This is a genomic window from Mycolicibacterium doricum, assembly GCF_010728155.1.
GTDB classification, from domain to species: Bacteria; Actinomycetota; Actinomycetes; order Mycobacteriales; family Mycobacteriaceae; genus Mycobacterium; species Mycobacterium doricum.
The window spans coordinates 1,969,049-1,987,456 of the sequence record NZ_AP022605.1 but is presented as its reverse complement, the minus strand read 5'-3'; the positions used below and the strand labels follow the sequence as shown (position 1 = coordinate 1,987,456).

Here is an 18,408-nt window from a genome sequence, read left to right as displayed (position 1 = left end):
CCGACTCCAGCCCAACGCGCTGCCGTCGGTCTCATGGTGATGTCCTCGGCGCCGTGGGGCAGTTCTGCCGCCGACCGGGTCGCCAATACCCTCGATCGATCAGTCGGCGACGCCTGTCATGTTGAGCACCATCACCACGGCGATGGCGAGAAAGATCAGCGCGAACACTCCGACCGCGATGATCGTGGTGACCGATCCGGCGCTGATCCGGTGCCGGGGGTTCTCTTCGACCTTTCCGATTCCCGACATCTGATCCGAGTCGGGCGGCGTCGCTCCGGGCGTCACCCCGCCACCGGGTTCGAGGTCCGGCGTCTGCGCCGGCTCTGGGTCTGGTGGTATAGCTGTCATCGGTGTGCCGGCCTCCGTCGTGTACCTCACCTACGCTCGTCGGCCCCCGCGTACCCCGTCCGCCTCGGCTCACACAGCCGCCCGGCTCCACGCACGGTCACCGTTGGGTCTCACTACGACATCTCTTCGCTCCGGCGGCCCGCCACAGATGGATAGATGCCTGTGACTAAAGGTACAAGTGATGCTGGTGGGAATTGCCCGCCGTCAATTGCCATCGGCCGAGAGGTGAGTGCTGAGATGAGGCGCAGCTACGCCGTCGTCATCTGTCTGGTGTTGTCGTGGGCGACAGCGGGCACCGCGAATGCGGATCTCTTCCCGCTGCCGACCCGCAACCAACAGGCCATCGACCTGGTGATTGCCCGGGCTCTGTCGCAGCGTGGGGTTCCGTTCGCGTACGGCGGCGGCAACACGGCGGGTCCGACCCTCGGCAACCCGGCGGGCAACAGCAGCCCCGCGCCGGCCGCCCCGCCGCCGGGGGTGATCCCGGTCGACGGCACCGCAGCCGCCATCCCGATCGCCGGCCTGCCCGCGGCCGCGCCGGCCCTCACGCTGCCCGAGCCGCCGCGGCCCCAGGTCGTCGGTTTCGACGCCTCGGGTCTGATGGTCTATGCCTTCGCCGGCGCCGGGCTCAAGATCCCACGGACCTCAGGCGACCAGTACCTCGTCGGCCGCAAGGTGCTGCCCTCGCAGGCGCTGCCCGGTGACCTGATCTTCTACGGCCCCAACGGCACCCAGAGCGTCGCTCTGTTCATCGGCGGCGGCCAGATGGTCGAGGCCACCGATCCAGGCGTGCAGATCTCTCCGGTTCGCACCGACAACATGGCGCCGTACCTGGTGCGCTACATCGACTGAGCAGCTGACGCCCGCGGAGTTCAGACGGAGACGGCCTCGGGCGGTGAGGGTTGCACCACCGCCGGCGTTTCGTCGCCGCCTGACCCGGAACAGCGCGCGAATCGACGGGCTCGCCGCGGGTACCCTCGCGCCATGGAGGAGACGCGATGAGCGCGGGTCTGTTCGGGCTTCTCGACGATGTGGCGGCGCTCGCACGGTTGGCAGCCGCGTCGGTGGACGACATCGGGGGCGCCGCCGGTCGTGCCACCGCCAAGGCCGCGGGTGTCGTCGTCGACGACACCGCCGTCACTCCGCAGTACGTGCAGGGGATCGCCGCCGAACGCGAGCTGCCGATCATCAAACGCATCGCGATCGGCTCGCTGCGCAACAAGCTGCTTTTCATCCTGCCCGCCGCCCTCCTACTCAGCCAGTTCGTGCCGTGGCTGCTGACCCCGATCCTCATGCTCGGCGCCACCTACCTGTGCTTCGAGGGAGCGGAGAAGGTGTGGGGCCGGATCCGCGGCCACGACAGCCACGAGGTGCCAGCCGCGTTGACGGGTGAGGACGCCGAGCGCGCGACGGTGGCGGGGGCGATCCGGACGGACTTGATCCTGTCGGCAGAGATCATGGTGATCGCCCTGAATGAGGTCGCCGACCAGCCGTTCCTGCCGAGGCTGATCATCCTGGTGGTCGTCGCGTTCCTCATCACGGCAGCCGTGTACGGCGTCGTCGCCGGAATCGTCAAGATGGACGACATCGGCCTGAGCCTCGCCCAGCGCTCCTCCCGGTTCGCCCAGCGGGTCGGCCGCACCCTGGTGGCCGCGATGCCCAAGCTGCTGGCCGCGCTCGCGCTCATAGGCACGGTCGCGATGCTGTGGGTGGGCGGCCACATCCTGTTGGTCGGCACCGACGAGCTGGGCTGGCACACCCTGTACGGACTGGTGCACCATGCCGAGGAGTCCGTGCACGATACGGCCGGCGTCGTCGGCGGTGTCCTCGCCTGGCTGGTCAACACCGCGTCGTCGGCGGTGATCGGCCTGATCGTGGGCGCCGTCGTGGTGGCCGTCGTGCATGTACTGCCGTTCGGGCGCAAGGGATCCGGCGCCGACTCCCATACTGACTCCCACACCGTCGAGGCGAAATCCGAACCGGCCGACGATTGACCACCCCGCACATCCGGTCGCCGGTAGCCGTTCCGGCACCGATTCAGATCCGCTCAACGCGGCCGTAGCGGGTGGTACACCACGGTTCACTGCCCCGAGAGCCACCTGTCGAGCCTGCGACGGTCACGTTTGGTCGGCCGTCCCGCGCCGCGGTCCCGCACCGCCAGGGGGATCTCGGCGGTTTTGGGCATCGGCGGCGTGCGGTCGAGATAGCAGGTCACCGCAGCGGCCGCACCCACTCTCTTCTGGATCACCCGCACGACCTCGACGATCCGCGTCCGGTCGCCGACCAGGGCGCGCACCTGGTCGCCGGGGGCCACCGTCGTCGACGGTTTCGCGGGTCGGTCGTTGACGCGCACGTGCCCGCCCCGACACGCCGCTGCGGCGTCCGGCCGGGTCTTGGTCAGCCTGACCGCCCAGAGCCAGCGGTCGATGCGGGTGGACTCCATGGCAGAACGTTAGACATCCGAGCTCTACGCGGAGTATCCGGCGGCTTATCCCGACGCGTCGAGGATCTTGATCGCGAAGACCAGCGAGTCGCCGGGCTCGATGCCCGCGGCGGGCTGACCTTCGGGGTAACCGTCGGCGGAGGTCATGGCGACCGCGACGGTCGACCCCACCTTCTGGCCGGCGATGGCTTTCTGAAAGCCCGCCACCACACCGTCGAGCGGGAAGTCCACCGGTTCACCGCGTTCGTAGCTGTTGTCGAAGACCGTGCCGTCACGTCCGTTGACACCCATGTAGCAGACGGTGACCACTGCGGTGTCCGCGACAACCGAGCCGTCCCCGGGCTTTAGCGTGTGCACCTGGGTGTCGGTCACGCTGAACGGAGGCTGCACCTCGACGGTGGGCGCCGCGGCATCGGTGGATCCGGTGACCGAGACGCTGCCAGTGGCGCCGGGGAGCGTCCACTCGGGGACACCGCCGCTCGACGGCGCCGCGGTCGGGCAGGTACTGGCCGCCGCCGAGTTCAGGGGCGCCGATGGCCGGGGCATATCGGCCGTAAACGAGGTGGTCGCCGCGGACGTGCTCGCCGCAGAATCGTCCGAATCGCTGCCACACCCGGAGAGGGTCGTGACGAGCGCCGCCGCACAGCCCACGAGCGCGAGGGAACAAGACCTACCAGAGAAGTTCACGGCCGCCACGCTACACAGCCCGTGTGAGCACCGCGCCCCGACTACCCGCGCCCGGGCCCCGGACGGTGCACCCGCACGGCCGTCTATGCGGGCAACAACTCCTTGGCGTACAACGACTTTCCCGAGGATTCACAAAGGTTCACCGTCAACGTCCGCGAGTCCTTGGCTATGGTGATCTCGCCGAAGTGCTGGAAGCCTTGGGCGGGGGAGGTGCCGCCGTCCTTCGGCGCGTGGACGAACTCGTAGCGGGCACCGAAGGTTCCGTCGAGCGGGCCCTCCGGACCCGCGCTGGCGTTCAGCGGTCCGGACACGAATTCCCAGAACGGCGTGAAGTCGGTGAAACCGGCTTGCTCGGGGTGGTAGTAGATCGCCGCGGTGTAATGCACGTCGGCGGTGATGTAGACGACGTTCGGCACCTCTTTGGTCTCGGACAGGATGCGGGAGAACGCGATTTCGCGCCCCAGCGGACGCCCGCTCTCACCCTGCGCAACCGCTTCCATCGACTTTGGGCCGTCGACGGGACTCGTGGACGCGTCCGGCACAACGATGCTGATCGGCAGATCGTTGGCCACCACTTTCCACACCGCCGTCGACTGCTTCAGCCCGTCGATCAGCCACTGCGTCTGTTCACGCCCCAGCACGCCGCCGTCGTCGGACTGTGCCCACGCCTGCGGGTTCGGGTTCTTGTAGGAGCGCATGTCGAGGACGAAAACATCGAGCAGCGGGCCGTAGGGAATCTTGCGATGAAGTCGGCCATCGGCGGCCTCGGACGGCTCGACGGGCTGCCACTCGCGCCACGCCTGGTACCCGTACGCAGCCAGCTTGTCCACGTCAATTTCACCGTAGCCCTTGCGGTTCTGCCCGGCGAGTGACTCGCCGGGGAACCAGTTGTTCACGACTTCGTGGTCGTCCCACTGAACCACTTGCGGGACTGTGGCATTGAACCGGCGGTAGTGCTCGTCGATGAGGTTGTAGGCGTAGTTGCCGCGGAAGTCGTCGAGCGTCTGAGCCACGTGGTCCTTGGCAGGTGCGGTGATGCTGGCGTACAGGTTGCCGTCGTTCTGCTTCTGCGTCTCGGGCACCGGTCCGTCGGCGTAGATGGCGTCGCCGGAGTGCACGAAGAAGTCGGGTCGGCGGTCAGCCATCGCGCCGAAGATCGCCATGCCGCCCTGGCGGTTGATTCCCCAGCCCTGGCCGACGACATCGCCGGACCAGACGAACCTGATGTCCTTGGGTTGTGTGGAAACGGTGTTGAAGACACCGGCCACGGGTTCTGACTTGGCGCCGTCCGGACCCTCGAGGGTCACCCGGTAGTGCACTGTCTGGCCCGATTCGAGGCCGGTGACACGCACCCGCCCGGTGCCGTCGGACGCCGGGGTCAGCTGTGGTCCTTCGATGCGGAGCGGGTTCGAAAACGATTCGGTGGCCGAGGTTTCGACAATCATGCGAGCAGGGGAGTCGGCGCGGGCCCATACCAGCGCGCCGTCGGCCCGCGGATCACCGCTGGCGACACCGTGGGTGAGGCGGGGACGGTTGCTGATCAGGCCGGTGGTCGTCGGGGAGTTTCCGCTGGCCGGGGTGCCGCAGGCCTGCAACGCTGCCGAGGTCGGAATGATCAAGCCGCCGGCCAGTGAGGCCCTCAGTAGGGTACGGCGCGGAATCGTTCGTCGGTCGTCGGAATGAGCCATGCGCGCCAGCTTCCTGTGTGGCGGCGACGCGAGGGCCAACACCGGTGGGGAGGGGGACCACCGGCGGGCATCGGGCACGTTAACGGGCGCGGATCGGAACCTCGGTTGCCGTCACCAACCACGATTTCGGCAGTCAGGATCCCGCCTCAGGGGGGCCGGGTGACCGTTCGAGTGCTGAGAGCACCTCTCGGTGCAGGGCGTCCATGCGTTCGGCGTCCATCGTTTCGTTCTCACCGTGGTGTTGGCGCAGCCGTTCGGCCTGCTGGGCCAGTGTTGCCCGCTGGTCAGGTGTCGTCGCCCGCCAGGCGAGGTCGCGCAGCGACGACATCAGGGCCTGCAACACCGCGGGGTCATCGGCACCATAGAGTCGCGGCTGGAAGCACACCAGTTCCAGGAGATCGCCGAATGTCGGTCGGGTGACCACGACGCGGGCTCGGTGTTGGTCGTCGGTGAGAACCTGGGGACCCAATTCGTAGTCGAGTAGGTGGGACAAGGCCACGGTGCAGGAGTGCAGCCCGTGCACTGCGGTGGTCGGGTCGTTGATTCCCGGGGAGAGCGCGCGCACGACTACGTCGACCAACTGGCGCAGCCCATACTCGGGATCTTGGGCGCTCGTCCGTTCGGCTCCGGTGCGCAGTGCGCGGGACACCTGTTCGCGCACCGCGCCGAGAGTTTGCTCGTCGAGCGGGTCTCCTGACCGGGAACGGCACCGGGCGGCGGGGACGCCGGCGATCAACGGGCTGCCGACACGCCGGTCCACCCATAGGACGATGTCGTGGTGAGTGGCCGTCGCGAGAAGTGCGTCCTCGTCGATCTCGACGAGGAACCCGGAGGACCGCGACTCGATCATGTCCGCGGATTCCGCGGTGGGCATCGCCGGGTGCGCCCCGACGTCCGCGCGACGCCGGAACACCCGTTCGGCGGTGGCGATCGTGTCACCACGGACCTGGTCCAGGAGGGTCTCGACGCGGATCTGCCGGACTAGATGCCCCAGGAACAGCACGAGCGCAGCGACGCTGAGGACGGTGAGCAGGTAAGCCAGCGTGACCGACAGCTGGGGGACGAAGTCGTCGGACTCGTCGTTGCTGCGAATCGTGCGCAACACCGTCAGCGCGTACACGAATGTCGCGAGGAACAGAGCCAACGTGTGCTGGACGACGCGGTCGGCGGCGAAGGTCCGCAGCAGTCGGGGAGAGTACTGGCTGCTGGCCAACTGCAGGGTGATCAACGTGAGGGAGAAGGTCAGCGAGGTGACGGTGATGAGCGATCCCGCGATCGCGCTGAGCACCTCCCGAGCGGCATCGGCGCCGCCGCCGAACAGCAGACTCGACACCGATTCCGGTAACCGGGTGCCGAGCGCCTCGTCCAGTTCGGGCATGGCGATCCCGCAGGCCAGGGCGACCGCCAAGGCGAGCATGGGTATGGGCCACAACCGCGAGCGCACGGCCTCGGAGACACCGGCGCGGCTAGGCACCATTCGCACGCCGCTCGTGCGGGGCGGTCACGGCGCCACTCGGACGGTCGCCACCGTCAGTTCGGGGTCGCGCATCTCGATCGCGAGCACACCTTCTTCGTCGACGGTGAAGCCCAAGCACCCGATCGTCCAGCACCAGCGGCACCGGCTTCGACGGCGCTGGCACAAGATCGGCGGGAGATAGGCTGGTTCGCACCGCAGGGGCTTACCCCCGGAACAGCCGCCTGATACATCCGGTTGGCCGGGTACAGGTATCAGCGCTCAGCTGCGGGGTACGCAGCAGTATGGGCGCGTACCACCGGGATCTTGCGAAGCGGTGTCGCGCGAGCAGGTTCGCCGCCGTCGTCGCCGCGGCCGCTCTGGCCGTGACGGGATGTTCGGGTGGGTACCGGGCGCTCGCCACCCACACCGCCCAGGTGTTCATCGACGGCGTCGACGTAGGAGAGCAATTGCGCGTTCGATGCGAGCAGGTCCAGTGGGTGTGGCATGTCCGAACGCTGCGTGACGAACCGGGTTTCAGGGCTCAAGTGCAGACCGGGGAGACGGTTGAACCACGCGCCCTTCAAATCGCGAATCTCGGCAACTTCACCGGCAGTTACTGGGCGGGCACTGTGGGCGCCGCTGCCGCGTCGATTGTCGAAGGCACCTTGATGTTGACGGGTACCGCCGAGGGCTACTTCCACGACTCCCCGAAGGAGGACACCACAGCCCGGTTCGCGATACGCACTGACTGCTGAGTCGAACGCGGTATGCGAGCGCACGGAAGGAGCGCGAGATGGTCGACAATTCGTCCAACGCCCGCCGTAGCCGCCGGTCACCTGTCCTGTGTCGGGCAGGCCTCCACCGGCACCGGCATCTCGATGTCGCCGGCGCGGTCGAATCGGAAGGTCACATCAGCCGACATTCCCGGTCGTAGAGTGGGCTCGAGTTCGCCGATCTCCAACGCCGGCACCGATCCACCGTCGTCGACTGCCGGCGCACTGGGCTGGCCGAAGCCCACGGTCGCCTCGGCGGGAATCTCGACGCCGGAGTCGACTTCGCCGTCGGCGGTGGCATTCGTCGTCACACCCAGCAGCCGTTCACTCTCAGTCGGGTGGCCGTTGGTCACGGTGAAGCGCATCTTGGCGCCGGTGTCCAACTGGATGGCGCATCGCCCGGGAAGAAACGTGGGCACGATGAACGCGTTCTCGACGGTGGTTCCCTCGGTGTCCGAACCCGAGCCACGTTTCGATGTGCCTAGCTCCGTGTCGTCGTCTCCGCACCCGACCGCGGCTATCGCCAGCGCGGCGGTGACCCCGAACAGGGCGGCGGGGCGGTGAAAAAGTGTCGGTCGCATGTGTTTCTCCTCAGGGATGTTGTGCTGGGACAGGTCTGCCTTCGACACGCAGGGGCGGTGAGTTGCATTGACGTCAAGCGGTGGTGAAGACGCCCGCATGAACGCGAGGCCGAAGGGAGGCTCCGTGAACGATCGGCCCACTACCGAACAGGTCGACGCGGTTCTGCGGGCGTCGCGTGCGCTGGTGGGTATCGCCGCGACATCGCTGGCCGCTGTCGCCGATGTCGTGACCGTGCCGCAGTGGCGGGTACTCATGCTGGTCTACACCCGTGGGCCGATGAACCTGGCGTCGGTGGCGGCCGACCTGGACGTCAACCCGTCGAACGCCAGCCGCGCGTGTGACCGGTTGACCAAGGCCGGTCTCCTCGATCGGCGTGAGTCCGAAGTTGACCGGCGCAACATCACGCTGACGTTGACCGCATCCGGGCAGGGGTTGGTGCAGCAGGTGACCCGTCAGCGCCGGGTGGCCATCGAGAGAGTCTTGGGCAACATGCCGGCCAGCGCACGTGGGAGACTGGCTGACGCGCTGGCGAGGTTCGCCATGGCGGCCGGGGAAGCAACGGGCGACGGTCCCGTCGTCGCGGCTTTGTGGCCGCCGACTCGGTGATCGGCGAGCTGTCCTCCCAGCGCCGGCCACCCCAGGGTCCGGATGAGGACGGTCGGTCGATAGGGCATCACACATCCTTGCTCCTTTCTCGGCCTGGGTTCCCATTGAGCGCGCGTTGATACATCGGTCAAGCCCACTGTCCGCACCCGGCAATTATTGCGTTTGTGCAACGATTCCATCGGGACGTGATCCTCTCGTCGGCACCGGGTAGGCGTCTGCAGGGCCGTCTGGTCCGCCGAGGAGGAGCCTTGACCGTCACGACCGAACACCGCCGGCCGAGCAACGGCCCGGACATCGAACGGCTTTTCGAGCGACTGGCCAACAGCGCCGACGACCTTGCACGGGCACGGTTGCGGCGGCGCATCATCACCGAGTGCTTACCGATCGCCGACCACATCGCCTGTCGCTTCGTGGGCCGCGGCGAACCATCCGATGACCTGATCCAGGTGGCCCGGGTGGGCTTGATCAAGACCGTGGACCGGTACGACCCGCGCAAAGGCGACTTTTTGCCGTTCGCTGCGCCGACGATTCGCGGGGAGATCCGACGCCACTTCCGCGACAACACGTGGACGGTGCGGGTGCCGAGGAAAGTGCAGGAGACACAACTGCGCGTGCGTGAAGCGGTGAACACGCTGTCGCAGCGGCTCAGTCGTCCCCCCACGTCGAACGAGTTGGCGGACGAACTCTGCGTCGGCAGCGAGGAGATCTCTGATTCCCAGGTTGCCGGCACCGCGTATCGGCCGGTGTCACTCGACGCGCCGGTGGGCACCGCGCAGGACGCCGAAGGCGACACCGTCGGCTCGATACACGGAGCCGACGATCCCGGTTACGACAGGGTCGAAGACCTCGTCCTCCTCCAGGAGGCCATCGGCGACCTCGATCCCCGCCGGCGCGCGATCGTGGGCATGATCTTCTTCGACTGCCTCAGTCAACGGGAGGTGGCCAGTCGGCTCCATGTCTCCCAGGTACAGATCTCCCGCCTGCTCAACGACGCGCTGGCGCGCCTCCGACTGCAAATCAATCTCGACGCGGCGGCCACCCCGCGCGTCGTCGGCCCGTTCATCGGCACCGTCTGATGCACCCGCCGGATTCGGTGGACCCGCTCGCCGTCGACGAGCAGGAAGGCGTCTTTCGTGTGGTTCGACGACTGGGGTGACCTGGGGCGCGTGGTCCTCGCCGGGGTGGTGGCTTACACGGCGTTGATCGTGGTGTTGCGCACTTCCGGCAAACGCACGCTCGCCAAACTAAACGCCTTCGACCTGGTGGTGACGGTCGCCGTCGGCTCGACATTGGCGACGATCTTTCTCAACGCCAGTGTGTCCATCGCCGAGGGGGTGACCGCACTGACGTTGCTGGCCGCCCTCCAATACTTCGCCGCCATCATCGCATCGCGGCTGAGTCGCGGCCGGGCGCTGCTGACCTCGAAACCGTCTCTCCTCCTGGCACACGGCCGCTTCCGCGAAGACACCATGCGCAGGCAACGCATCAGTCAGGCGGACGTTCGGCAAGCTATCCGTGCTTCTGGACAGGGCAGCCTCAGTGGCGTCGGTGCGGTGATCCTCGAGTCCGACGGTTCGCTCAGTGTCATCAGCACCGACAATCTCGGTGACCAGTCCACCTTGGCTGACGTCGACAGCCAGGTGCCCTCGACGCGGTGACGATCGGCTCGACTTCCGACCTCGACTGCACCTGACGACGGTTCCCGTCCGATATTTCGGGTAGTTCGCTTGCCTTGGGTTGTCGTGGTTCGGGAATGTTGGGGTCCGGAGGTTGACGTGCGATCAGATACCGAGTGGGGGTTGGCAATACGACACGGTCGGTGGGTGGACGGCCCCGTCGAGCGACGTCGCCACATCGCCGGCAGAGCGCTGCGTCTCACGGCGCCCAGGGCGTGGCGTCGACTGCCGGCGCACGTGCGACAACGGTCGCGTGGTATTGCCCGGCTGAACCGCCTCACGCTGCGACTGGGTGCTTCCCCCGTGGCCGTGGCGCGTATGCGCACAGGCCACCGGATGATCCTGGATCTTCGCTCCGGCACTGAATGGCTGCCCTACTACTCCGGCGAATTCGACGATCGGCGAATCCGCGTGGCGCGCGAGCTGATGCGTCGCCGTTCGGGTATCGCCGTGGACGCCGGCGCGAACATCGGGTTGTGGACTGTGCCGCTGGCGCTCGAGGCGGCCGAGTTGAATCGCCGCGTGATCGCCGTCGAACCGGTCCCCGTCAACACGCGACGCCTGGTACAGAATCTACGGCTCAATCGAGTCGACGAGTTCGTTGACGTCAGGCAGGTTGCGCTCTCCGACACCAGTGGGCGAACGACCATGACGTTGCGTGAGGATTTCCTCGGCGGTGCCCAGACAGGCAATGCCGCAGTGTTCGTCGACGACGGAGCCGATGACTCATGGTCCCGGACAGAGGTTGCCACACGAACACTGGACGAGGTGCTCGACGACCTCGGCAAACCACCGGTAAGCGTCCTCAAGATCGACGTGGAGGGCCACGAGGACCGCCTCCTCGCCGGCGCGCAGACAACCGTCTCGCAGAACCGGCCGATCGTCTTCGCCGAATGGAACGCGGTGTATTACTCCCGACGGGGGATCGACGTGACGAAGGCGACCGCTCCACTCCTTCGGGCCTGGGACTACCGGTGCCTCCGCCGCGTGCGACAGCACACCTGGATCGTCGACGATCTGTTCAGGAGCCGATTGCCGCTCGAGGACGTCGTTCTGGTTCCCGAGGAGGATGCGGCCGAGGTTGTCGACCTGATGCACCGGGTTGTCGGTGATGGCAGGTGACGGCACGGATAGAGGTAGCGGACGGGCGACGACGAGCCTTGGTGGCAGGGTGGTTCAGCTTTTTCCACGGCGAGGCCACCGCCGGTGACCTTTTGGCCGGTGACACGGTCCGCACTTGGCTGACCCAGGCGGGGATACCGCACGACACCGTCCTGTCACCCGTACTCGGCGGACCGTCGCTCGAGGACGTCGACCCGTCGCTGTACAGCCACCTGGTGTTCGTCTGTGGTCCGGCCGCCGGCTGGCAGGTCGAAGACCTCCTCATCCGCTTCCGACACTGCACCAAGCTGGCGGTGGGGGTTTCTGTCGTCGCCACCACACCGCCGGGGTTCGACGTCCTGCTCGCGCGGGACGGACCCACCGGCGACCGGCCGGATCTGTCTCTGGCAGCCCGTGTTCCGACACTTCCGCCTCGTGTGGCAATCGTGCGAGCACACCGCCAGAATGAGTATCCCGATGCCCGGCACGACGACGTCCATAGACTGATCGACGAGGTGATCCCCGCCCTCGATGTCGCCGTCCTCGAGGTGGACACCCGCGTCGACCCCAGAAACCTCGTAGGACGACGGAGCGTCGACGTCGAGGCCGCGCTGGCCGGCGTCGACGCTGTCGTCACCACGCGGATGCACGGCCTGGTCCTGGCGCTGCGCCACGGCGTGCCCGCGGTCGCGATCGATGCGGTCCCAGGGGGCGCGAAAGTCAGTCGACAGGCCGCGGTGCTGGGGTGGCCGGCGGTGCAGACGGTCGATCACGTCACCACAGATTGGCTCGCGACGCAGGTCGCCTGGTCGCTGAAGCCAGAGGCCGCCCGCGCCGCGCGTGACTGCGCGCTGCACGGCCGACGAGTGCTCGCGGAGGTCCATTGCCAATTTCTCAACGAGTTCACTGGTGTTGACCGATGACCGAAGGAGAACACGTGTCGCCCGACGAGCGCGTGAGCGTGGTGGTGATAACACACAACCGGTGCAAGGAGCTCGACCGGACGTTGTGCCGGCTGGCCGAGATGCCCGAGAAGCCCAGGGTCGTCGTCGTCGACAATGCGTCATCCGACGGCACCGCGGACATGGTGCGCTCATGTCACCCCGGCGTCACGCTGCTGACCCCGGGCACCAATCTTGGTGCGGTGGGCCGCAATCTGGGTGTGCACCTTTCTCACACGCCGTACGTCGCGTTCTGCGACGACGACACCTGGTATGACCCCGGAGCGCTCCGGCATGCCGCCGATCTCCTCGACGCCCATCCCACGCTGGCCGTGGTGACGGGCAGCATCCTGGTCGAGCCGGAAGGTCGGCTCGACGACATTTGTCGGGAGATGGCCCAGTCGCCGCTGGACCGCACGCCCGGCATCCCGGGACATCCACTGCTCAGCTTCCTCGCCGGCGTTTCGATCGTTCGCCGGGAGGCGTTCCTCGCCGCAGGCGGTTTCTCGCCAAAACTGTGGCTCGGCGGGGAGGAGGAGCTACTCGCCTCCGACATCGCGCGGGCTGGATGGCACATGAGTTACGTCCCCGATGTGGTGGCCCACCACCACGCCTCCCGCCTTCGTGACGCGCACCTCCGCCGACGCCACGGGATACGCAACACCCTGTGGTTCACGTGGCTGCGTCGACCGTTGCCGAGTGCCGCGATCCGCACCGTGCGCCTGCTGCGCCGCCTGCCTCGCGATCGGGTGACGGCAGGCGGCATCGGGGATGCGGTCCGTGGGCTGCCGTGGGTCTTACGGCAACGCGACCCGGTTCCCCCGTACATCGAACGGGGATACCGCCAGCTGGAGGACATGCAGCTCAACGGCGGGGCGCGCAAGTATGTTTCATGAGCCGCGCTCTGTGAGTGATCGGCCCAGGGTCGACGGGCGCGGTGTCAGATCGACCTGGTTTCGCCGCTGCGATCGGTGTACACCTCGAATATGCGGCCTCTCAGCGCATCCTGCACCCGCTCGGCCATCGTGGTGACCGTTCTCGCGTCATGGCTCTCGGACTCCGGCAGTTCCGCCACTATCAAATCGGCTTGCGCAGCAACCTGCGCGCGCTGATCGTCTTCTCGGCAGGCGCATCTGACGATCGCGGAGCATGCGCCACAGACCCACCAGGACGGTGGGTTCGGAACGCCTGAAACGCCCGATCGGACCGCACACCAGTTCCAGACCGCACACAGTTCCAGGTAGTACTCCAGATCGCGATCCGGTACCACGGCGCGGCCCAGTCCTTCGGCGTCGTCGTGCAACGTTGCACCGAGTCGGCGGCCGGCCAACTTCACCAACAGGTCAGGCCATGTGCTCGACCCAATGTACCGCGGTGACCGGATCGTTGATCCCTGGTGAAATCGCCTTGACCGCAATATCAGTCAGTTGCCGGAAGCCCAATGCAGCGTCGTGCTCGATGCTGACAGGTACCCGCCGACATCGAATCCAAACGAAGCCTCGAGATGGTGTCGGCGCGGGGAATGCATCGCCGGGAAAAGGCGCCGGCGAGGGGTGAGATCTGGCAGATCGCACCGTTGATGTGCACGGCCTGGCGCCTCGCCCCATGTGCCGACCGGCGATGAGTCCCGGTGGCGCGCCAGTCGGTGCCGGTCGAGTCAGCGGACCTCGCCCGGACGAGCGGCAGAAGAGACCCGGCTCACGGTTGAGCGCAGCGCCTCACCGATCCCTCGTGGCGGTCAGCTCCGAGGTGTAGGGGCCGGCAAGCGAACGCCCATATACATGCAATCCCGCAGACTTCGCAGGAATCCCGCGGTTAGAACTCCGATCGGTCACCCACCCGTACCACCACCGGACAAGATGCAATGTCCATTCTAGGCCCTGCGGCAACGGAAAACGGCGGACGAGCGGTGGTCGGCAAGGGGGGACTGGCCTCAATAGTTCACGTAATTCGGTGCTGAGGTGTGGCGTGAACGTGAAAGGTGCACTGCCTCAACGATAATCGACGTTTGCTGGCGTTGATCATCGATTCGAGGAGTGCACCTATCAGATGCAGGCTACTACGGATTGGTCGAAAACTGTTCGAGTCGAGGTCCGCGGCGACGACGTGGTCGGGCACGCGGGCAACGTGATCCCCCGGATGCTGGCCGACAACCTGGGCCTGACCAGCGGGTTGTCCGCGGCGTTGTCGCGGCCGGAGGTGACCCACGACCGGGGCGCGGTGTTGCGGGACGTGGCGGTGTCGATCGCGGGCGGCGCGCAGAACCTGGCCGGTACCGCGGTGCTGCGGAATCAGCAACGGCTGTTCGGGGCTGTGGCGTCGGTCCCGACGATGTGGCGGTCGCTGAACGAGATCGACCGCCAGGGCATGGCCGGGGTTGCGCTGGTGCGCAACACCGTCCGGGAGCGGGTGTGGGAGTTGATCGAGGCTCGCCATGGCGCGATCCCGCCGTCGCGGACCTGTTATGGGGACCTGGGTGGCGTGGTCGTGATCCGCATTGATGCCTCGCTGGTTGAATCGCATTCCGACAAGCAGCACGCCGCGGGAAATTTCAAGGGTGGCTACGGGTTTCACCCACTGTTGGCGTGGTGCGACAACACCGGCGAACTGCTGGCGGCGATCGCCCGCCCCGGCAACGCCGGGTCGAACACCGCCGCGGATCACATCGCGATCATCGACGCGGCGATCGCCGCGATCCCGGCCAAGGGGGCGGCGCAACCTGTTGATCACCATCGACGGGGCGGGCTCCAGCCACGCCGTGGTCAAGCACCTGCGCAAACGCAACGCGCGGGCGGGCTGGTCGGTGGCCTACTCGGTGGGGTTCGACCTCGACGAGCGGGCCCGGGTCGCGATCGGGCAGATGCCCGCCGCCGGGTGGGAGCCGGCGCTGGATGCGGCCGGGCGGGCCCGCGACGACGCGGCCGTGGCCGAGCTGACCGGGCTGCTGCGCGAGGGCGCCGACGGCGACCGGCTGGCCGGCTGGCCGCCCGACATGCGCATCCTGGTGCGGCGCGAGAAGATCGAAGAAGGCCGCCAGTTGTCGCTGTTCGAGCAGATCAACGGCTACCGCTACCAGCTCATCGCGACCAACACCCGCGGCGGGCAACTCCAGCGGTTGGAGGCCCGCCACCGGGTGCACGCCCGGTGGAGGGTTCATCCGCTGCGGCAAGGACACCGGCCTGGCCCGCTGGCCATCGCACTCATTCGCGATCAACACCGCCTGGGTCACCGCGGTCGCCCTGGCCATCGACCTGCTGTGCTGGACCCGGCTGCTGCTCTTGGACGGCCCGCTCGCCAAGGCCGAACCGGCGACCCTGCGCTACCGGCTGCTGCACGCTGCGGCCCGCCTGGTCAAACGATCCCGCAACCTGATCCTTCGGATCCCCGAAACCTGGCCCTGGGCGCAGGAATTCGCCGCCGCCGTCAACCGCGTCCGCGCCATCCCCTGACCCGCAGACCCCGTGTCCGTTCGACCCCAAGAAAGGAGCAGCCACCCCGGGACCGAGGAACCCGGCGTCAGCGCACGACACGCGGCGGTGCCGCCTACCGACAACCCGGAAATCAAGATCAACCCGTGATCTCAGCCGCCACCAGGGGAGAACTCGGGCGACCGTGAAACTTTGAGGCTGGACGATGATTCATCAGATGCAATATGCAGTGGTTTACTCGTAACCGCCATGTTCCGTTGCGTCGTACTCCTCCTGGATCAAGCGGCGACGCAAGTGCGCCACGGAAGACTGGAGCCGCCGATCCTCGTCGTGGCAACGTGGCCACTGTGAGGGATTTGTGACGGTCCGAATGCCCAACCTTTCTGTTTGCTGTAGCCATACCAAGGTGTCGGTGGCCCCCGCGGGAGTTGTCGCCGCCGTGCCGAGAAAGCGCCGACGGGGACCGAGTGACTGTCTTACAAAACGTCGTACACTGTCGCTATGGCTGACACGATTACCTTCCGGCCGGACGAAGACACATCGAAGGCGCTGGAGGTCTTGACCAAAGATGGCACGGCTGTGTCCGCAGCCGTTCGATCTGCCCTGATCGATGCCGCACGCCGGAAGGCCGGCGCGGCGATTCGCGCCGAGGCGGATATCCTTGCCGAAGACGAGTCCGACCGCGCGGAGGCCATGCAGGTGCTACGTGATATGGAGACCCTGCGTGCGTGGTGAGGTCTTTCCGTTGCATGCCCCGCGGGGCAACCGCGGTCACGAACAGGGCGGTTTCCGCTACGCCGTCGTCGTTCAGTCGGATCAACTGCCACTGTCAACCTGGCTGGTTGCACCGACGTCGACGTCGGCTCGTGCCGCCAGCTTCCGACCCGAAGTTAAAATCGGCGGCCTCAACACCCGGGTGCTTGCTGAGCAGACTGCAGCGATAGATCCAGGCCGGCTCGGCAAGAGTGTCGGGTTCCTGAGCTTCGACGAAATGCGCCGCGTCGATGCAGCTCTACGCGTCGTCCTCGATCTCTGAGCGCTGCGCGGTCACCACATTGGACGGAAGCGCGTTTTTTCTTCGGGGGGGGGTGCAGGGAGATGCAATACGCAGTGGGTTACTGGTAACCCGCCATATTCGATTTCGCCGTATTCCACCTGGCAGCATCTGACTATCCGACTACCTGGATTCAGCGTTACATGTAACATGTTGCCATGGGGGTGAGAGAAAGGGTCGGCGAGTACCGACGGCGCATGCGGGAGCGGGGCCTGCGCCCGCTGCAGGTCTGGGTACCTGACGTGCGCACCGAGAGTTTTGCCGCCGAAGCTCATCGCCAATCCTCGCTGGTGGCACGGGCGGACGAAAGCAGCGATGACCAGGAATTCATCGAAGCTGTCTCGACGCCATGGGACAAGGAGTGAACCGAGGAGAGATCTGGACCGTAGCGGGGAGTGTCTACGCGACAAAACCGCGTCCCGCGGTGATTGTCCAGGATGATCTGTTCGATGCCACCACGTCGGTGACGGTTGCGCCGATCAGCAGCGCATTACTGGACGCTCCGCTAATGCGCATTCGGATAGCCGGCGGAGACGGTCGGTTATCCGGACTCGACCACGACAGTGACGTGATGATCGACAAGCTCACAACTGTCAGGAGATCTAACGTCCACGCGCGAGTCGGTCGACTGACTGCAGAACAAGTCGTCGAAGTGGAGCGAGCGATGATGGCATTTCTCGGCCTTGCACGGTAAACGAGAACTGGTGGGCAGCAGGGCAATACGCAGTGGTTTACTGGTAACCCGCCATATTCGATTCCTGCATATTCGCGCGCGGGTTGGGCAACTACGCAACTCGCACCACCGTCTCACCGGTGATACACTTGCTCCCATGGACACGGTGACGGTGCGCGACCTTCGGAACAACGGGGGAGAAGTCCTGCGCCGCGTTGAGCACGGCGAACGCATCGTCGTCACTCGCGACGGTGCGCCGGTGGCTGAGCTCCGCCCGCTGCCCCGATCCAGCGCCGGCCCAGCCGAACTCATTCGTCGCCGCAAGAATCTTCCGCAGGTGAGCCCAGATGCACTCCGGCGCGACATCGACAATCTGATCGACCCGTCGCTGTGACAGAAGCTTCGAGCCAGGGGATGCTGGACACCTCGACGGTGATCCTCCTCGGCCAGATATCCGACCCATCCGAGCTTCCCGATGAATCGGTTATTAGCGCGATAACGCTCGCCGAGCTTTCCGTAGGTCCGCACGTAGCGCGCGACGATACCGAGCGCAGTGCCCGTCAGCAGCACCTGCAGCAGGCCGAGGCGGACTTTGATGTTCTTCCGTTCGATGGTGATTGTGCGCGGGCATTTGGCGCCGTCGCGGCGGCACTGCGCGCATCGGGGCGTAAGCCCGCGGCGCGCGCGTATGACGCACTCATCGCGGCGAGCGCGATCGCGCATGCGTTGCCGCTCTACACATGTAATCCAGCCGACTTCGCGGGAATTCCGCGACTTGAGCTCCGGTCGGTCACCCATCCCCATCACCAGTAGGGAGGACGCTCCTCGGCTGCCCGGTTGTTCGGTCTCAATCTAGTTGGCGGGCGTTAACTGGTGCCCGCCAATTCAATTGAGACGATCCGCCGGGGATCAGTCGCAATCTAGTTGGCGGTTCCATGCCGGAGCGGCAGAG

At 66.6% G+C, this 18,408-nt stretch carries 25 protein-coding genes and 1 pseudogene; 17 read left to right on the top strand and 9 right to left on the bottom strand.

Annotated elements, in window-relative coordinates:
* Window positions 1-99: 99 nt before the first annotated feature.
* Window positions 100-348, bottom strand: coding sequence for a DUF6480 family protein (locus tag G6N07_RS09770; protein ID WP_099050105.1), 249 nt, complete (start codon window positions 346-348; stop codon window positions 100-102).
* Between the two features lie 237 nt (window positions 349-585).
* Here G6N07_RS09770 and ripD point away from each other — a divergent pair, with 237 nt between their 5' ends.
* Window positions 586-1,200: an NlpC/P60 family peptidoglycan-binding protein RipD gene (gene ripD, locus G6N07_RS09765; protein ID WP_085187276.1), complete on the top strand. Its 615-nt coding sequence runs from the start codon at window positions 586-588 to the stop codon at window positions 1,198-1,200.
* A gap of 146 nt (window positions 1,201-1,346) precedes the next feature.
* A complete protein-coding gene (locus tag G6N07_RS09760; RefSeq protein WP_085187279.1) occupies window positions 1,347-2,342 on the top strand; it encodes a DUF808 domain-containing protein in 996 nt (331 codons plus the stop codon).
* Window positions 2,343-2,428: 86 nt separating this feature from the next.
* Here the strand turns inward: G6N07_RS09760 and G6N07_RS09755 are convergent, their stop codons facing one another.
* The 5 genes from G6N07_RS09755 to G6N07_RS20310 all read right to left on the bottom strand — a co-directional run bounded on the left by G6N07_RS09755 (window position 2,429) and on the right by G6N07_RS20310 (window position 7,128).
* A complete protein-coding gene (locus G6N07_RS09755) occupies window positions 2,429-2,791 on the bottom strand; it encodes an Hsp15 family ribosome-associated heat shock protein (protein ID WP_085187282.1) in 363 nt (120 codons plus the stop codon).
* Between the two features lie 45 nt (window positions 2,792-2,836).
* Complete coding sequence (locus G6N07_RS09750; RefSeq protein ID WP_372507562.1) at window positions 2,837-3,487, bottom strand: FKBP-type peptidyl-prolyl cis-trans isomerase; 651 nt, start codon at window positions 3,485-3,487, stop codon at window positions 2,837-2,839.
* 74 nt (window positions 3,488-3,561) lie between these two features.
* Window positions 3,562-5,166, bottom strand: a complete 1,605-nt coding sequence (locus G6N07_RS09745; RefSeq protein ID WP_085187287.1) for an alkaline phosphatase D family protein — start codon at window positions 5,164-5,166, stop codon at window positions 3,562-3,564.
* A gap of 133 nt (window positions 5,167-5,299) precedes the next feature.
* Window positions 5,300-6,643: a DUF2254 domain-containing protein gene (locus G6N07_RS09740; RefSeq protein ID WP_165756736.1), complete on the bottom strand. Its 1,344-nt coding sequence runs from the start codon at window positions 6,641-6,643 to the stop codon at window positions 5,300-5,302.
* Between the two features lie 251 nt (window positions 6,644-6,894).
* Complete coding sequence (locus G6N07_RS20310) at window positions 6,895-7,128, bottom strand: hypothetical protein (RefSeq protein WP_235849500.1); 234 nt, start codon at window positions 7,126-7,128, stop codon at window positions 6,895-6,897.
* On the opposite strand from G6N07_RS20310, the gene G6N07_RS09735 reads away from it, so the two are divergent.
* Window positions 7,057-7,377, top strand: coding sequence for a lipoprotein LpqH (locus G6N07_RS09735; protein WP_235849496.1), 321 nt, complete (start codon window positions 7,057-7,059; stop codon window positions 7,375-7,377). The two genes, G6N07_RS20310 and G6N07_RS09735, sit on opposite strands and share 72 nt — an antisense overlap.
* Window positions 7,378-7,454: 77 nt before the next feature.
* Here G6N07_RS09735 and G6N07_RS09730 read toward each other — a convergent pair whose 3' ends face one another.
* On the bottom strand, window positions 7,455-7,976 hold the full coding sequence (locus G6N07_RS09730; RefSeq protein WP_085187325.1) for a hypothetical protein: 522 nt from the start codon (window positions 7,974-7,976) through the stop codon (window positions 7,455-7,457).
* A gap of 97 nt (window positions 7,977-8,073) precedes the next feature.
* Here G6N07_RS09730 and G6N07_RS09725 point away from each other — a divergent pair, with 97 nt between their 5' ends.
* The 6 genes from G6N07_RS09725 to G6N07_RS09700 all read left to right on the top strand — a co-directional run bounded on the left by G6N07_RS09725 (window position 8,074) and on the right by G6N07_RS09700 (window position 13,197).
* Window positions 8,074-8,583: a MarR family winged helix-turn-helix transcriptional regulator gene (locus G6N07_RS09725; protein ID WP_085187292.1), complete on the top strand. Its 510-nt coding sequence runs from the start codon at window positions 8,074-8,076 to the stop codon at window positions 8,581-8,583.
* A 248-nt stretch (window positions 8,584-8,831) separates the two neighbouring features.
* Window positions 8,832-9,659 carry a SigB/SigF/SigG family RNA polymerase sigma factor gene (locus tag G6N07_RS09720; protein WP_235849497.1) on the top strand — a complete coding sequence of 276 codons (828 nt, stop codon included), beginning with the start codon at window positions 8,832-8,834 and terminating at the stop codon, window positions 9,657-9,659.
* Between the two features lie 57 nt (window positions 9,660-9,716).
* Window positions 9,717-10,241 (top strand): DUF421 domain-containing protein, encoded by a 525-nt coding sequence (locus G6N07_RS09715; RefSeq protein WP_085187295.1) that lies wholly within the window; start codon window positions 9,717-9,719, stop codon window positions 10,239-10,241.
* 354 nt (window positions 10,242-10,595) lie between these two features.
* On the top strand, window positions 10,596-11,381 hold the full coding sequence (locus G6N07_RS09710) for an FkbM family methyltransferase (protein ID WP_163784166.1): 786 nt from the start codon (window positions 10,596-10,598) through the stop codon (window positions 11,379-11,381).
* Between the two features lie 41 nt (window positions 11,382-11,422).
* Complete coding sequence (locus G6N07_RS09705) at window positions 11,423-12,283, top strand: polysaccharide pyruvyl transferase family protein (RefSeq protein ID WP_085187300.1); 861 nt, start codon at window positions 11,423-11,425, stop codon at window positions 12,281-12,283.
* 14 nt (window positions 12,284-12,297) lie between these two features.
* Complete coding sequence (locus G6N07_RS09700) at window positions 12,298-13,197, top strand: glycosyltransferase family 2 protein (protein WP_235849498.1); 900 nt, start codon at window positions 12,298-12,300, stop codon at window positions 13,195-13,197.
* Between the two features lie 44 nt (window positions 13,198-13,241).
* On the opposite strand, the gene G6N07_RS19895 is transcribed toward G6N07_RS09700, so the two are convergent.
* Together G6N07_RS19895 and G6N07_RS20975 are read right to left on the bottom strand one after the other, a co-directional pair.
* A complete protein-coding gene (locus G6N07_RS19895; protein WP_197913024.1) occupies window positions 13,242-13,604 on the bottom strand; it encodes a hypothetical protein in 363 nt (120 codons plus the stop codon).
* 40 nt (window positions 13,605-13,644) lie between these two features.
* On the bottom strand, window positions 13,645-13,908 hold the full coding sequence (locus G6N07_RS20975; protein ID WP_372507560.1) for a DUF2254 family protein: 264 nt from the start codon (window positions 13,906-13,908) through the stop codon (window positions 13,645-13,647).
* Window positions 13,909-14,350: 442 nt separating this feature from the next.
* Here G6N07_RS20975 and G6N07_RS20305 point away from each other — a divergent pair.
* From G6N07_RS20305 to G6N07_RS09660, 8 genes and pseudogenes are all read left to right on the top strand, one after another.
* Window positions 14,351-14,905, top strand: a pseudogene (locus G6N07_RS20305) (transposase); the annotation flags it as partial.
* Window positions 14,906-15,456: 551 nt separating this feature from the next.
* Window positions 15,457-15,750 (top strand): transposase, encoded by a 294-nt coding sequence (locus G6N07_RS20300; protein ID WP_318652448.1) that lies wholly within the window; start codon window positions 15,457-15,459, stop codon window positions 15,748-15,750.
* A 480-nt stretch (window positions 15,751-16,230) separates the two neighbouring features.
* The gene (locus tag G6N07_RS09685) at window positions 16,231-16,464 is read left to right on the top strand and encodes a hypothetical protein (RefSeq protein ID WP_085192645.1); all 234 of its coding nucleotides are present in this window, start codon (window positions 16,231-16,233) and stop codon (window positions 16,462-16,464) included.
* Window positions 16,454-16,765: a type II toxin-antitoxin system PemK/MazF family toxin gene (locus G6N07_RS09680; protein ID WP_085192646.1), complete on the top strand. Its 312-nt coding sequence runs from the start codon at window positions 16,454-16,456 to the stop codon at window positions 16,763-16,765. Before G6N07_RS09685 ends, G6N07_RS09680 begins: the two co-directional genes overlap by 11 nt.
* Window positions 16,766-16,941: 176 nt before the next feature.
* Complete coding sequence (locus G6N07_RS09675; protein WP_085192647.1) at window positions 16,942-17,148, top strand: antitoxin MazE family protein; 207 nt, start codon at window positions 16,942-16,944, stop codon at window positions 17,146-17,148.
* Window positions 17,145-17,477, top strand: coding sequence for a type II toxin-antitoxin system PemK/MazF family toxin (locus G6N07_RS09670; protein WP_085192648.1), 333 nt, complete (start codon window positions 17,145-17,147; stop codon window positions 17,475-17,477). The genes G6N07_RS09675 and G6N07_RS09670 overlap by 4 nt, the downstream gene beginning before the upstream one ends.
* Window positions 17,478-17,613: 136 nt before the next feature.
* Window positions 17,614-17,850, top strand: coding sequence for a type II toxin-antitoxin system Phd/YefM family antitoxin (locus tag G6N07_RS09665; RefSeq protein WP_085192649.1), 237 nt, complete (start codon window positions 17,614-17,616; stop codon window positions 17,848-17,850).
* A gap of 20 nt (window positions 17,851-17,870) precedes the next feature.
* Window positions 17,871-18,269, top strand: coding sequence for a type II toxin-antitoxin system VapC family toxin (locus G6N07_RS09660; protein WP_085192650.1), 399 nt, complete (start codon window positions 17,871-17,873; stop codon window positions 18,267-18,269).
* The last annotated feature ends 139 nt before the right edge of the window (window positions 18,270-18,408 follow it).

Bases quoted from the DNA above. Each gene is read 5' to 3' on its own strand.
- G6N07_RS09755 (WP_085187282.1), bottom strand. From the start codon at position 2,791: ATGGAGTCCACCCGCATCGACCGCTGGCTCTGGGCGGTCAGGCTGACC.
- G6N07_RS09745 (WP_085187287.1), bottom strand. From the start codon at position 5,166: ATGGCTCATTCCGACGACCGACGAACGATTCCGCGCCGTACCCTACTG.
- G6N07_RS09710 (WP_163784166.1), top strand. From the start codon at position 10,596: ATGATCCTGGATCTTCGCTCCGGCACTGAATGGCTGCCCTACTACTCC.
- G6N07_RS09740 (WP_165756736.1), bottom strand. From the start codon at position 6,643: ATGGTGCCTAGCCGCGCCGGTGTCTCCGAGGCCGTGCGCTCGCGGTTG.
- G6N07_RS09675 (WP_085192647.1), top strand. From the start codon at position 16,942: ATGGGGGTGAGAGAAAGGGTCGGCGAGTACCGACGGCGCATGCGGGAG.
- G6N07_RS09660 (WP_085192650.1), top strand. From the start codon at position 17,871: ATGCTGGACACCTCGACGGTGATCCTCCTCGGCCAGATATCCGACCCA.
- G6N07_RS09665 (WP_085192649.1), top strand. From the start codon at position 17,614: ATGGACACGGTGACGGTGCGCGACCTTCGGAACAACGGGGGAGAAGTC.
- ripD (WP_085187276.1), top strand. From the start codon at position 586: ATGAGGCGCAGCTACGCCGTCGTCATCTGTCTGGTGTTGTCGTGGGCG.
- G6N07_RS09770 (WP_099050105.1), bottom strand. From the start codon at position 348: ATGACAGCTATACCACCAGACCCAGAGCCGGCGCAGACGCCGGACCTC.
- G6N07_RS09685 (WP_085192645.1), top strand. From the start codon at position 16,231: ATGGCTGACACGATTACCTTCCGGCCGGACGAAGACACATCGAAGGCG.
- G6N07_RS09730 (WP_085187325.1), bottom strand. From the start codon at position 7,976: ATGCGACCGACACTTTTTCACCGCCCCGCCGCCCTGTTCGGGGTCACC.
- G6N07_RS09760 (WP_085187279.1), top strand. From the start codon at position 1,347: ATGAGCGCGGGTCTGTTCGGGCTTCTCGACGATGTGGCGGCGCTCGCA.
- G6N07_RS20975 (WP_372507560.1), bottom strand. From the start codon at position 13,908: ATGGGGCGAGGCGCCAGGCCGTGCACATCAACGGTGCGATCTGCCAGA.
- G6N07_RS09725 (WP_085187292.1), top strand. From the start codon at position 8,074: ATGAACGCGAGGCCGAAGGGAGGCTCCGTGAACGATCGGCCCACTACC.
- G6N07_RS20310 (WP_235849500.1), bottom strand. From the start codon at position 7,128: ATGCCACACCCACTGGACCTGCTCGCATCGAACGCGCAATTGCTCTCC.